General features: G+C 65.6%; 17 protein-coding genes. 11 read left to right on the forward strand and 6 right to left on the reverse strand.

From position 1 onward, the window contains the following. Positions 1-148: 148 nt before the first annotated feature. On the reverse strand, positions 149-1,642 hold the full coding sequence (locus FHS03_RS05500; RefSeq protein WP_229426087.1) for a DEAD/DEAH box helicase: 1,494 nt from the start codon (positions 1,640-1,642) through the stop codon (positions 149-151). A 170-nt stretch (positions 1,643-1,812) separates the two neighbouring features. On the opposite strand from FHS03_RS05500, the gene FHS03_RS05505 reads away from it, so the two are divergent. Beyond that, positions 1,813-1,998, forward strand: a complete 186-nt coding sequence (locus tag FHS03_RS05505; protein ID WP_183439980.1) for an oxidoreductase-like domain-containing protein — start codon at positions 1,813-1,815, stop codon at positions 1,996-1,998. A gap of 23 nt (positions 1,999-2,021) precedes the next feature. On the opposite strand, the gene FHS03_RS05510 is transcribed toward FHS03_RS05505, so the two are convergent. After that, on the reverse strand, positions 2,022-2,216 hold the full coding sequence (locus FHS03_RS05510; protein WP_183439981.1) for a YqaE/Pmp3 family membrane protein: 195 nt from the start codon (positions 2,214-2,216) through the stop codon (positions 2,022-2,024). A gap of 171 nt (positions 2,217-2,387) precedes the next feature. Between FHS03_RS05510 and FHS03_RS05515 the strand changes: the two genes are divergently transcribed. Both FHS03_RS05515 and FHS03_RS05520 read left to right on the forward strand, forming a co-directional pair. Then, positions 2,388-3,683, forward strand: coding sequence for an NRAMP family divalent metal transporter (locus FHS03_RS05515; protein ID WP_183439982.1), 1,296 nt, complete (start codon positions 2,388-2,390; stop codon positions 3,681-3,683). A 31-nt stretch (positions 3,684-3,714) separates the two neighbouring features. Further along, the gene (locus FHS03_RS05520) at positions 3,715-4,047 is read left to right on the forward strand and encodes a hypothetical protein (RefSeq protein ID WP_183439983.1); all 333 of its coding nucleotides are present in this window, start codon (positions 3,715-3,717) and stop codon (positions 4,045-4,047) included. Here FHS03_RS05520 and FHS03_RS05525 read toward each other — a convergent pair. Then, complete coding sequence (locus tag FHS03_RS05525) at positions 4,044-4,967, reverse strand: alpha/beta hydrolase (protein WP_183439984.1); 924 nt, start codon at positions 4,965-4,967, stop codon at positions 4,044-4,046. The two genes, FHS03_RS05520 and FHS03_RS05525, sit on opposite strands and share 4 nt — an antisense overlap. A gap of 219 nt (positions 4,968-5,186) precedes the next feature. Between FHS03_RS05525 and FHS03_RS05530 the strand changes: the two genes are divergently transcribed. Continuing rightward, the gene (locus tag FHS03_RS05530) at positions 5,187-5,864 is read left to right on the forward strand and encodes a PEP-CTERM sorting domain-containing protein (RefSeq protein WP_183439985.1); all 678 of its coding nucleotides are present in this window, start codon (positions 5,187-5,189) and stop codon (positions 5,862-5,864) included. Positions 5,865-6,050: 186 nt separating this feature from the next. Here the strand turns inward: FHS03_RS05530 and lpxO are convergent, their stop codons facing one another. Next, complete coding sequence (lpxO, locus tag FHS03_RS05535) at positions 6,051-6,950, reverse strand: lipid A hydroxylase LpxO (RefSeq protein WP_183439990.1); 900 nt, start codon at positions 6,948-6,950, stop codon at positions 6,051-6,053. A 161-nt stretch (positions 6,951-7,111) separates the two neighbouring features. Here lpxO and FHS03_RS05540 point away from each other — a divergent pair, with 161 nt between their 5' ends. Then, the gene (locus FHS03_RS05540; protein WP_229426070.1) at positions 7,112-8,032 is read left to right on the forward strand and encodes a PLP-dependent cysteine synthase family protein; all 921 of its coding nucleotides are present in this window, start codon (positions 7,112-7,114) and stop codon (positions 8,030-8,032) included. A gap of 24 nt (positions 8,033-8,056) precedes the next feature. Here the strand turns inward: FHS03_RS05540 and FHS03_RS05545 are convergent, their stop codons facing one another. Next, a complete protein-coding gene (locus tag FHS03_RS05545) occupies positions 8,057-9,019 on the reverse strand; it encodes an alpha/beta fold hydrolase (protein ID WP_183439991.1) in 963 nt (320 codons plus the stop codon). A gap of 111 nt (positions 9,020-9,130) precedes the next feature. Between FHS03_RS05545 and FHS03_RS05550 the strand changes: the two genes are divergently transcribed. The 6 genes from FHS03_RS05550 to FHS03_RS05575 all read left to right on the forward strand — a co-directional run bounded on the left by FHS03_RS05550 (position 9,131) and on the right by FHS03_RS05575 (position 11,747). Then, positions 9,131-9,949: a helix-turn-helix domain-containing protein gene (locus FHS03_RS05550; protein ID WP_183439993.1), complete on the forward strand. Its 819-nt coding sequence runs from the start codon at positions 9,131-9,133 to the stop codon at positions 9,947-9,949. 246 nt (positions 9,950-10,195) lie between these two features. Beyond that, positions 10,196-10,369, forward strand: coding sequence for a hypothetical protein (locus FHS03_RS05555; protein ID WP_183439994.1), 174 nt, complete (start codon positions 10,196-10,198; stop codon positions 10,367-10,369). 24 nt (positions 10,370-10,393) lie between these two features. Then, positions 10,394-10,588, forward strand: coding sequence for a hypothetical protein (locus FHS03_RS05560; RefSeq protein ID WP_183439995.1), 195 nt, complete (start codon positions 10,394-10,396; stop codon positions 10,586-10,588). Between the two features lie 46 nt (positions 10,589-10,634). Next, complete coding sequence (locus tag FHS03_RS05565; protein ID WP_183439996.1) at positions 10,635-10,820, forward strand: hypothetical protein; 186 nt, start codon at positions 10,635-10,637, stop codon at positions 10,818-10,820. Between the two features lie 16 nt (positions 10,821-10,836). Next, positions 10,837-11,007, forward strand: a complete 171-nt coding sequence (locus FHS03_RS05570) for a hypothetical protein (protein WP_183439997.1) — start codon at positions 10,837-10,839, stop codon at positions 11,005-11,007. Positions 11,008-11,144: 137 nt separating this feature from the next. Next, positions 11,145-11,747, forward strand: coding sequence for a TetR/AcrR family transcriptional regulator (locus FHS03_RS05575; protein WP_183439998.1), 603 nt, complete (start codon positions 11,145-11,147; stop codon positions 11,745-11,747). A 66-nt stretch (positions 11,748-11,813) separates the two neighbouring features. Here FHS03_RS05575 and FHS03_RS05580 read toward each other — a convergent pair whose 3' ends face one another. Continuing rightward, entirely contained in the window at positions 11,814-12,665 is an 852-nt protein-coding gene (locus tag FHS03_RS05580) for an alpha/beta fold hydrolase (protein WP_229426071.1), read from the reverse strand. Positions 12,666-12,677: the final 12 nt, after the last annotated feature.

The following is a 12,677-nucleotide window of genomic DNA, read 5'->3' on the forward strand; positions in this document are numbered from 1 at the left end:
CGATGACGGCGATGCGTTGTTGGTCGAGAATGGACACAGTAGTTAAGCCGGGGCCGCGAAGCGACCCCAGTTGGGCACAATAAGAGAAAGCTGCCGATTATATAAGAAGCCGGCGCATCGCCGGCCGGCTTCTGGCGGCAGCCCCGGCTTACGCCTTGGGCAGGCCGCCCAGCAGCGCGGCCAGCTTGGCCTTGGGCTTGGCGGCCGGCAGCGGCGCGCTGGCGGCCGGCGCCGCGCTGCGGCTCGGCTCATACGGTTTCAGGAACCACGGGTCGACCTTCTCGCGGCGCGGGCCGGGGCCGCCCGGACCACGGCTGCGTTCGCGTTCGCCGCCCGGCGCGCGCTCGGCGCCGCCGCGTTCAGCGCGTTCACCACGGCTGCGGTCGGCTTCCGAACCGCGGCGCGCGCGGCGCTCGCCATGGCGCTCGTCGCCGCTGTGGTTGCCGGGCGCGAAGCCCTGCAGCTCGCCGCGGCGGATGGTCTGCTTGATGAGCTTCTCGATGTCGGCCAGCAGGCGCTCGTCCTTGTCCGAATAGATCGAGATGGCGTCGCCCGAGGCGCCGGCGCGGCCGGTGCGGCCGATGCGGTGCACATAGTCTTCGGCGTTGTACGGCAGGTCGTAGTTGACCACGCAAGGCAGGTCGGAGATGTCGAGGCCGCGCGCGGCCACGTCGGTGGCCACCAGCACGTCGATCTCGCCCTTCTTGAACGCGTCGAGCGCGGCCATGCGTTCCTGCTGGCTCTTGTCGCCGTGGATGGCGGTCGCTTTCATGCCCTCTTGTTCCAGGCCGCGCGCCAGGCGCGAGGCGCCGATCTTGGTATTGGAGAACACGATCACCTGCTTCAGCTCGCGCTGGCGCAGGATGTGGGCGACGGCGTCGCGCTTGTGCTCTTCGGCCACCTTGTACACCACCTGGGTGACCTTGTCGGCCGTGGCATTGCTGCGCGCCACTTCGATCGAGACCGGGTTGTTGAGGAAGCTGTTGGCCAGCTTCTTGATCTCGGGCGAGAAGGTGGCCGAGAACATCAGGTTCTGGCGCTGCTTGGGCAGCAGGTTGATGATGCGCTGCAGGTCGGGCAGGAAGCCCATATCGAGCATGCGGTCGGCCTCGTCCATGACCAGCATCTGCACCTGGCCCAGGCTCACGGTCTTTTGTTCGACGTGGTCGAGCAGGCGGCCCGGCGTGGCGATGACGATTTCGATGCCGCTGCGCAGCGCCGCCGTCTGCGGCTTCATGTCCATGCCGCCGAACACCACGGTCGAGCGCAGCGGCGTATGCTTGCAATAGGCTTTGACATTGTCGGCCACCTGCACCGCCAGTTCGCGGGTCGGGGTCAGCACCAGGGCGCGCACCGGATGGCGCGCCGGCGACATGCTGCTATTGGCATGGGCCAGCAAGAGCTGGATAATCGGCAGCGAGAAGCTGGCGGTCTTGCCGGTGCCGGTCTGGGCCGCGCCCATGACGTCGCGGCCTTGCAGCACGACCGGGATGGCCTGGGCCTGGATCGGCGTCGGATGGGTGTAGCCCTGCTCGGTCAGCGCGCGCTGGATATCCGGCGACAGGCCGAAGTCGGCAAAGCGGACTTGCGCCGGGGCGGCAACGGCGCCCTCCGGCGCCAGGGTGATCTCGGTGTCAGACATATTCGTGGTGGGCCATGCAGTGATGGCCATCTTTCTTCAGGAAAACAACAATTTGCGCGAGCAAAGGCCGCGGCGGCCAACCCTGGATGATACCTGTTTCAGCAGCCCTTCGCACAAAAACGAGGGATTTTGCTGGAAAATCTTGCAAATTAAGACAATATAAGCGTTCCATGCCCGCCAAATCCCCCCCGCCCGCGCCCGCCGATCCGGCTCCCGCCCCCACCGCCCCACCCCGGCCGGCGGCCGATGAATGCTGCCGCGGCGGCTGCGACTGGTGCGTGCTCGACGAATACGATGCCCAGCTCGAGCGCTACCGGCGCGCGCTGGCCGAGTGGCAGGCGCGCCAGGCATCCTGAAGTCCGGCCGGGGGGCCGAGCACTTAACCGCGCCGGCGCAGCGCCGCGTCGATTTTCTTGTCGGTGTTGTACTGGCTCAGCGAATACACCGCCCAGATGGCGGCCGGAATCCAGCCCAGCACGGTCAATTGCAGCAGCAGGCAGATGATGCCGGCGACAGGGCGGCCGATGGTGAAAAAAGCCAGCCAGGGCAGGAACAGGGCAATCAGAAGGCGCATAAAGTAATCCAGAAAATCCCGTGACGCGGGAACGTCTTAAGCGGTTGCTCGCGGAAATTGTACAAACAGAATTGCCAGAAGGGAAATTTTGTTTGATGCGCCACGGCGGCGGCGCCACACGGTACGCCAGCGTACCGACGCGGCGGCGCGGCGGCCCCATGCTGGATGGCCATGAGCACCACCCCACCCGTCCCTTCCGCTACCGGCGCCCCCAAGGGCGGCGCCGGCCTGCTCGACCAGCTTGGCCCCGGCCTGGTCACCGGCGCGGCCGACGACGATCCCAGCGGCATCGCCACCTATTCCCAGGCCGGCGCCCAGTTCGGCTTCGGCCTGCTGTGGACCATGCTGCTGACCTATCCGCTGATGGTGGGCATCCAGATGGCCAGCGCCAGCATCGGCCGGGTCAGCGGGCGCGGCCTGGCCGGCAATATGCGGCGCCACTGCCCGCCCTGGCTGTTGCACGCCATCGTGCTGCTGCTCCTGACCGCCAACACCATCAATATCGCGGCCGACATCGCCGCCATGGGCGAGGCGGCGCGCCTGGTGCTGGGCGGGCGCGCCCAGTGGTACGCCCTCGGTTTCGGCCTGCTTTCGCTGCTGCTGCAATTGCTGCTGCCCTACCAGCGCTATGCGCGTCTGCTCAAATGGCTGACGCTGGCCCTGCTGGCGTATATGGCGACGGTGCTGGTGGTGCACGTGCCGTGGGGCGCGGCGCTGCGCGCGGCCCTGCTGCCCCAGCTGGCCTGGGAGCGCGGCTACCTGACCACGGTGGTGGCCCTGTTCGGCACCACGATCAGCCCCTACCTGTTCTTCTGGCAAGCGGCGCAGGAAGTCGAAGAGCTGCGCGCCGACCCGGCCGCCGCCCCGCTGCGCCGGGCGCCCCAGCACGGCGCGGCCGAGCTGCGCCGCATCCGCCTCGACACCCTGGTCGGCATGGGCTTTTCCAATCTGGTCGCGCTGTCCATCATGCTGACCACGGCCGTGACCCTGCATGCCCAGGGCGTGCGCGAGATCAGTTCCTCGGCCCAGGCCGCCGCCGCGCTGCGGCCGCTGGCCGGCGAGCTGGCGTTCGCCCTGTTCAGCCTGGGCATCATCGGCACCGGCCTGCTCGCTATTCCCGTGCTGGCCGGCTCGGCCGCCTACGCGGTGGCGGGCGCCTTCAACTGGCGCAGCAGCCTGGGACTGCGGCCGCGCGCGGCGCGCAAGTTCTACGCCATCATCGCCGCCGCCACGCTGGCCGGGGTCGCCATCGGCTTCCTGCCCGTCGACCCGCTCCAGGCCCTGTACTGGAGCGCCGTCATCAATGGCGTGATCGCCGTCCCCATCATGGCGGTGACCATGCTGCTGGCGACCCGGCCCGCCGTCATGGGGCCGCTGCCGCTGGCGCCCTGGTTGCGCGTGCTGGGCTGGTTGTGCACGGCGGCCATGGCGCTGGCAGTACTGGCGATGCTGCTCACATCCGGCTAAGCTGTAGCCATCCCATCCGCCGGAGCCGACCATGCCGAACCGCCTTGCCTGCGCGCTTGCCGCCTGTCTGCTGCTGCTGCCGGCCGCGCGGGCCGAAGAGCGCGGCTTCCCGCTCGAGGCGCGCAAGGGCGTGCTGACGCCGGGTTATTTCCCGGAAGTGGAAATCGATGGCCGCCCGCGCCGCCTGGCGCCGGCCGGGCGCATCTTCAACCAGGACAATCTGAGCGAAACCCCGGCCACGCTGCGCGGCCGCCAATTGCCCATCGCCTACATCGAAGACCGCGACGGCCTGATCGAACGCATCTGGCTGCTCAGCCGCGAGGAAGCGGCAGGCAAGCTGAAAGTGAATGCGCCGCCGCGCTAGCGGCTGCCGGGCGCGCCGTCCTCCTGCTCGCGCAGTTGCAGGCCGGGCAGGCGGGCGATGAAAGCATCCACGCCGGCGGTGTAGGCCCCGGGCTTGCCCAGCAACAGATTTAAGTCGCGGTGGCTGAGCTTTTGCTCCAGTACGTCGGCGATGATGCCCAACGCGCGGGCGCGGCCGGCGAAAGCCTGGGCCTGGGCGCAAGCCTGCTCGCGCAGCTGCGAGCACACCAGCAGCAGCGGCCGCACCTCATGCGCCCCGTCCAGCGCATGGTAGGGCGACAGGCTGCGCCAGGTGGCCGCATGCTTGCCGAAGGCCTGGTCATACAGGCGCGCATGGCGCTGCTCCATCAACGCCACCAGATCGTAGGCCGCGCTGTCGAGCGCGATGGTGCCGAGCCAGGGCGCGCAACCGGCCTCCGACACCAGGGCCGGGCGCGCCGCCAGCAGCGTCGCCAGGTGCGCGCCGGCCGAATGGCCCATCAGCACAAACTGCTTGCGGTCCGCGCCCCAGGACGCCGCCATGCCCTGGGCCGCCGCCAGCGCGCGCGCCACGTCGCGCACCTGTTCCAGCGGCTCGGCCTGCGGCAACAGGCGGTAATCGGCCGCCACCACCACATAACCGCGGGCCGTGAAATGCGGCACCTTGTTTTCCAGCACCGCCGCCTCGCTCTTGCTGCCGCTGCGCCAGGCGCCGCCATGCACCATGAACAGCACCGGGCCGCGCGGCTGGGCCGGCAGATAAACGTCGAAACGCTGGCGCGGCAGCTCGCCATACGCGATATCGCGCAGCACGCGACCGCCGCCGTCCTCCTCCTGGCCGTGCGCGGGCGCGCCATGGCGCGCCGCTTGCGCAAGCCCGCTGCTCAAGCCCAGCGCCAAAAACAGCGCAAACAGGCGCACGACGTTGCTGATGAGCGACATTTATTTCCTCCAATTCCGGCGCCCGCAACGCGGCAAAATACACACATTTTCACTCTGCGGCGCTGGTGATTTTTCGATAGTTTCCATAGAGAAATCGCAAGTTCTTCGTTGCAATGACAGATGCTCTCGCGCTAGGATCATTCCAACGGCCTTCCAGACGCCGGCCACCTCTGCGCAGCCCTCGACCCCGCCTGCAACCACCACACGAATGGGTGCTCTATGAACAAACATACTCGCAAGGCAAGACTCTTGGCAACTGCCGCCGCATTCGTGCTGGCCGGCGCAGCGCAGGCCGGCACGATCGGCGCCGCCTCTTTGGACGACGTCACCCTGGGCGGCACGGCGACCGCCTACTGGTCCGACGCCCTGAACTACTACGGCAGCAATCCCGGCAGCGACGCCAGCAGCTTCGCCGCCGCCTTCGCCAGCTATGGCAATGGCGGCGCCTGGAGCCTGATGGGCACGGCCCAAGGCAGCTCCTTCACCACCGTCAACAGCGCCTTCAGCTACAGCTTCAGCAAGGATGCCGGCAACCAGAGCGGCACCTGGGCCATCACCAATCTGAGCGCCGCCCAGGTTGTGCTCGACCTCGCCTTCTCCATGCACACCGGCGACGCCGGCACCGCCTTCCTGTTTGACAACCAAGTCTTTGGCGCCGGCCAGACCCTGCAAGGCAACTGGAAGATCGAATGGCTCAACAACGCCGACAATGTCCCGAACTTCTCCAATATGAACCTGTTCAGCCGCGACCTGAGCGGCGGTGCTGGCGCCGGCGGTGGCGTCACGGCAGCCGCCGTCCCCGAACCGACGACCTGGGCCATGTTCCTGGTCGGCCTGTGCAGCATCGGCCTGACCCTGAAGCGCCGCCAACCGGCGCGCGTCAAGAAAAAAGCATAGCAACAACAATAGCCGGCAGTACGCTCGCCCGGATACCCATCCGGGCTTTTTTTCATTCAGAAGTTTGCGCCAGATCAAACAATGTCCACCCTAGTGTCAGGCACCAGGGTGGACATTTTTTGCGCTAGATCAAGCAATGTCCCACTCTGGTGCCTGACACCAGGGTGGGACATTGTTTGCGGAAGATCAAAGGAAGATGATGAGGGCGGCGATGCCGACGATCAGACCGAGCTTGGTGAGCTTGTAGGCGGTCTTGTTCCAGGCTTTGAAGCGGCGACGATATTTGCCGGCGTAGAAGGAGACGCGGAACAGCTTGCTGACCAGGCCGACCTGGTCGCCGCTTTCGTTGGGCGAGGCGGCCGCCGTCATCAGGGTGCGGCCGAGGAAGCGGTTGACCGCTTGCGCCCAGCCGAAGCGCATCGGCCGTTCGACGTCGCAGAACAGGATGATGCGGTCGCTCTCGCTGCCGTTGATGGCCCAGTGGATATAGGTTTCGTCGAACATCACGCCGACGCCGTCGCGCCAGCTGTGGCGCTCGCCGTCGACATCGATGAAGCAGCGGTCGTCGTTGGGCGTGGCCAGGCCGAGGTGGTAGCGCAGCGAGCCGGCGAAGGGGTCGCGGTGCGGATTGAGCTTGCCGCCCGGCGGCAGCTCGGCAAACATGGCCGCCTTCACGCTCGGAATGCTTTGCAGCAGGGCAAAGGTTTGCGGGCACAGTTGTTCGGCCGAGGGATGGCTAGCGTCGTACCACTTCAGGTAAAAGCGCTTCCAGCCGTTCTTGAAGAAGGAGTTGAAGCCGGCGTCGTCGTTCTGTTCGGAGGCCTTGATCTTTTGCAGGCGCAGCAGGTTCTCGGCTTCGGCCCGGATCACTTGCCAGTTCTGCTGCAGCGGTTCAAGTTCCTTGAAGTCGGCCACCGGCAACCAGGGCGTGGACGGTACTTTGGAGAACCAGTGCATGAAGATATTGATCGGCGCCATGAACGACGAGTGGTCGAACAGTTGGCGGCCGAACGGCAGGCGCACCTTGCCGCGGAAGTGGATGTGCAGGACGGAGAGCGCGTAAAAAGCAACAATTGCCCATTTCATGGTGCAACCTCGTTTCAGATTCCAAACCGGGCATTTTATCTCAGCTCGGCCGAAGCGGGGCTGGCGGCTGTCTCATGGCAAAGAAAACCCTAATAAAATAACAAGTATGATAGCCTTTCTAACAGGAAAAGACTTTCCATCATTCAAAGGAGGTTGCCACGATGCCCCACTCTATCCGTAATTCCGTGATGGATGCGATAGGCAATACGCCTCTCGTCCGTTTGTCGCGCCTGTTCGGCGAGCGTGCCGAAATCGTGGCCAAGCTGGAATACATGAATCCAGGCGGCAGCATCAAGGACCGCATGGTGCGCCATATGCTCGCGCGCATGCCGGCCGGCCGCCAGCGCGTGGTCGAAAGCTCGTCCGGCAACACCGGCGCGGCGCTGGCGATGGCCAGCGCCGTGCATGGCCTGCAATGCGATGTGACCGTGCCGGGCAAGACCAGCGTGGAAAAAGTCAAGCGCATCCAGGCTTACGGCGCCCAGGTGCACGTCTGCGCCACCGATGTGCCGGAGCAGGATGTGCGCAGCTACTACGCGGTGGCCGAGGCGCTGGCGGCCGAACATGGCGCCTACCACCTGGACCAGTACCGCTCCGAATTGAACCGCCAGGCCCACTATGCCGACACCGCGCCCGAGCTGTGGCAGCAACTCGACGGACAGCTCGACTACTTCGTCTGCGGCATCGGCTCGGGCGGCACCATCTCCGGCATCGGCCGCTATCTGAAGGAGCGCAATCCACGCATCACCGTGATCGGGGTCGAGCCGCGCCATTCGGCCTACCGCAAGCTGGTGACGGACGCGCCGCAAACCGGCGAGTTCCGCAGCGCCATCGAGGGCGTGGGCAAGGGCGCGCCCTCGCTCGCCTTCGATCCGGCCGTGGTGGACGATGTGGTGCAAGTGAGCGACGAGGAAGCGCTGGAATACTGCCAGTTGCTGGCGCGCCGTGAAGGCATCCTGGCCGGCGGCTCCAGCGGCTGCGTCAGCGCCGGCATCGCCCAACTGCTGCCGCGCCTGGGCAGCGCGCGCGTCGCCACCATCTTCCCCGATTCGGGCGTGTACTACCTGTCCAAATACTTCTGACGCGCAGCAGGCCAGGCGTGCCGCTCAGGCCAGGCGCCACAGCGCCCGGGCCTCGGCCGCCAGCAGCGCGGGCTGCTCCTCCGGCCAGAACAGCTTGCTGCCCGGCAGGCGGCGCAGGCCACGCCCATTGCCGAAAGCCTGCTCGAAATAGCGCGCACTGGCGGCGGTGAAAATATCGTCGGCTTCGCCCCACAGCACGCGCACCGGCACCCGGCTGGCCTTCAGCGCGGCGCTGATGCCCTGCAGCGAGTTGCGTTCCAGCGCCACGGCATACGCATGCATCTGCGCCTTGCGCTGCGGGCTGCTCACCAGCGGGCCGAGATAGCACTCCAGCGCCTCGTCGCTGGGATGGGCCGGATCGGCGTAGCACATGCCGCCGATGCCCCGCGCGCTGCGCGCCAGCGCCTTGTCGGCCAGCCAGGGCTGGAACCATTGGTCGGCGAAGGTGCCGGCCTTGGCCAGCTCGATCACCGGCGCCAGCGCGGCGGGTGGGCATTCCGGTTCGCTGTCGCAATTGGTCAGCAGCAGGCTGCGCACGCGCTGCGGATAGCGCACCATGAAGAGCTGGGCGACGGCGCCGCCACTGTCGTTGGCGATCAGGTCGACACGCCCGATCCGCAAGCGGTCGAGCAGCGCGGCCAGCATCGCCACCTGGTCTTGCGGCGCCATGCCCTGGCCCGGCGCTACCTCGGTATAACCCAGGCCGAGAAAGTCTGGCGCGACGCAGCGCCGGTAAGGCGCCAGCAGCGGCAGCGCGCCGCGCCACTGGAAGCTGTTCAGCGGGAAGCCATGCAGGAACAGGGCCGCCGGGCCGCTGCCTTGCTCGATATAGGCGATGCGGCCGAAGCGGGTCGGCTGGAAACGGCGCGCCGTGTGAAAGGCGGCGGCGTTCAGCGCGGCGGCGGGCGTCGCCGCCGATGCCAGACCGGCCAGGGCGGCGGCGGCGGCCGCGCCGCCGGCCAGTGTCAGGAAATGTCTGCGGTCCATGCTGTGCTCCTTGTGGGGAATCGGTGAACACAGTATTGGCGCGCCAGGTCATGCGCTCAATAACCTCGGAGGTCATGGCGGCCCGCACCCGGCCGCGCTAAGATAAGCCGCATGCAAACCCATGACGCCCCCCTCGCCCCGGCCCGTATCGGCATCCTGCTGCGCGAATGGCGCGCGGCGCGGCGTCTGAGCCAGCTCGATCTGGCGCTCGACGCCGAACTCTCGGCCCGCCACCTGAGCTATATCGAAACCGGCAAGGCCCAGCCCAGCCGCGAGGTGCTGGGACGGCTGGCCCAAGCCCTCGACATGCCGCTGCGCGAACGCAATGCCCTGCTGGTGGCGGCCGGCTACGCGCCGCACTATCCCGAGTCGGCGCTCGGCGCGCCGGATATGGCGCGCATCGAGCAAGCCATCGCCCTGATGCTGCGGCAGCAGGAACCCTACCCCGCCTTCCTCCTGAACCGCTATTGGGACATCGTGGCGGCCAACGGCGCCGCGCTGCGCCTGAACCGCTTCCTGCTCGATGGGCGCGACAGCCCGCACCGCAATATGCTGCGCCACGTTTTCGATCCGCAGGATTTGCGCGCCGTGCTGGTCAATCATGAGGAAGTGGCGAGCGACCTGCTCGGCCATCTGCACGCGCTGGTCGCCTCGTCGCCGGGCGATGCCAAGGCGCGCGCCCTGCTCGACGAGGTGCTGGCCTATCCCGGCGTGCCGCCGCACTGGCGCCGGCGCCAGCCGGGCGCCGCGCCGGCGCCTTTGCTGAGCACCGTCTTCCGCAACAACGGCCAGGAGCTGCGCTTCTTCTCCACCATCACCACCTTCGGCACCCCGCGCGACGTCACCCTCGACGAGCTGCACATCGAATCCTGCTTCCCGCTGGACGAAGCCACGGCCGCTTTCTGCCAGGCGCTGGCGCGCCCCGAATAAATGCCGGTTTGCCGCGAGCGGCCGCGTGGATAAATCGTTTTTTCTTGCAGTCGCTGCAAATTTGCAACTAAATTAAATAAATTCGTTGCGAATATATTTTCACCCATGAGAAATTAATGGCTCCCGAAAAAGGGAGGCAGATTTCGTCAATTGCATAATAATAGTAAATGACCACTCTGCCGATTTAATTAGATGTACTTTTGCATTTCTTCGCACCACAACACTATTAATATGAAAGCGATAGTAATGATGAAGACTCTGAAAAAAGCCAGTCTATTTCTGCTGTTTGGCCTAGGGATGGGACTGTCCTATTCCGCTGCCGCCCTCCCCAGCGCCGCCTGGTGCGAAATCATGGCCCCGATTTGCGACGAAAATCCCAAAGCCCACGGCTGCCCGGTCTATTTCCGTTATTGCCCATAACCATAAACGAAAGGTGATACCAATATGAAAAGCCTGAAAAAAATGGCCTTTGTGGCTGCATTAGGACTGGGACTGGGCGCATCGCTGTCGGCCTATGCCATTCCAAGCGAACAGGCCTGCCGCTCCGCATGCGCCAAGTGTGCCCAAGGTATTCAAATGTCCTGCGATTTTCTGCGCGGCCCATGCGATGCCTACCGTCCGTTCCTGTGCGAAGACTAAGCGAAGCATCGATATTTAAATCCATAACGTTAAAGGTAAAACTATTATGAAAAGCCTCAAAAAAATGATGTTCATCGCCGCGCTGGGTATGGGTCTGGGTGTTTCGCTGTCCGCGACGGCACTGCCACCGATCGACGATTGCCGCGACGCCTGCGTCGCTTGCAAAGAGGGCGATCAAGCCTCCTGCAAACTGTATCGCGGCCCATGCCGCTCCTATGGCCCACTGTGCTGATACAAAGGAGAACGCCATGAAAAAGATGAAACTGGTTTTGCTGGCAGTGAGCATGGGCCTGGGTATCGGCATGTCGCAGAGCGCCTTCGCTCTGCCTGACCCGGATTGGTGCCTGGAGCTGATGAGCTCCTGCCGCGATGGCGACCCGATCGCCTGCAACCTGTTCCGCACCTACTGCCACGGCTAACCACCGGCAACACCATATCCCTGAAGCCCCTGCGGCGTGAATGCAGGGGCTTTTTATTTGCGCAGACAGCCATCGCCATTCTTTGTCGGACGTTCTACAATACAGCCTGCATTCAATTCAATGAAAAGGCGGGCAGCATGGCAGGCAGACCAAGGGAATTCGACCGCGACAACGCGCTGAAACAGGCGCGCGATGTGTTCTGGACGCACGGGTATGAAGGTACGGCCTTGTCCGACCTGGTGGAAGCCCTGGGCATCGCCTCGGCCCGCATCTACGCCGCCTTCGGTTCCAAGGAAGCGCTGTTCCGCGAAGCGGTCGAACTCTATGAGGCGGAGGAAGGCAGTTTCGCCCAGCGCGCGCTGGCGAAGCAAGACGGCAGCGCGCGCGAAGCCATCGAGCGCATGCTGACCGACGCCGCCGAACTGTATACCCGGCGCGGCAAGCCCAAAGGCTGCATGGTGGTCAGCGCCGCCACCAATTACAGCAGCGGCAACGAGTCGGTGATGTCCTGGCTGGCCGAACACCGGCAGCAGCGCACGGCATCGATCGTGGAACGCATCCGCCAGGCCGTGTCCAGCGGCGAACTGCGCACCGACACCGACGCCGAAGCGCTGGGCGATTTTTATGCCGCCCTGCTGCACGGCCTGTCGGTGCAGGCGCGCGACGGCGTGCCGCGCAACCGCCTGCTGGCCCTGATCCCGCCCGCCATGAGCGTGCTGGCCGCCAGCGCCAAGCACTAAGCACTAAGCCCTGCCGGCATGAAAAAAGGCTCTTCGCAGGAAGAGCCTTTTTGTTTTTATGCGGCTTTATTCGCCGCGCAGGAAAGGCAGCAGCTCGGCCAGGAAGTCGAGCGGGCTTTCTTCCGTGACGAAGTGGCCGCAGTCGGGCAGGATGGCGCCGCGCAGATCCGGTGCCAGCTTCTGCATCGTCAGCAGCGGCGCGTCCTGGGTCGCATGCTCGGCGCCCAGCGCCAGCACGGGCATGGGCAGCGGTGTTTCGGCGCGGCGCAGATTCTGCTCGATGGTCTGCGGGATGGCGCGGTAGTAGGCGAAGCCGGCGCGCAGCGCGCCCGGCGCGGCATAGGCTTCGGCATACACCTCGAACGCCACGGCATCGCGCCGGTAGGACCACTTGTCAAACATGAACGACAGGTATTCGCGCTCGCGGCCCTGGATCAGCGCCTCGGGCAAGTCGCGCACCTGGTTGAACATGAAGTGCCACAAGAAGATATTGTGCTCGGGCGGCACGAAGATCGTGGGCGCCGGCGCCAGGCCGGGAATCACGGCCTCGGTCAGCGCCATCCGCTCCACCGCCTGCGGGTAGTCGCTGGCCAGCGCATAGCCTATCCACATGCCGATATCGTGGCCCACCACGGCGTAGCGTTCGTGGCCCAGCTGCCGCATCACCTCATGCAGGTCGGCGGCGACGGTGCCGGTATCGTAGCCGTCCAGCGGACGGTCGGAGTGGCCGATGCCGCGCGGATCGACGGCGATGGCGCGGAAGCCCGATGCGGCCAGCGTGCGCATCACATGGCGCCAGGTGTACCAGGTCTGCGGCCAGCCCGGAATCAGCAGCACCGGCTTGCCTTCGCCGACGCTGACGTGGTGGATGCGGCCAGCCGCCGTGCGCGCATAGCCGTGGGTGAATTCAGTTGTCATGTCTTGTTCCAT

This window comes from Pseudoduganella violacea (assembly GCF_014191875.1).
Taxonomy (GTDB): Bacteria; Pseudomonadota; Gammaproteobacteria; order Burkholderiales; family Burkholderiaceae_D; genus Rugamonas; species Rugamonas violacea_A.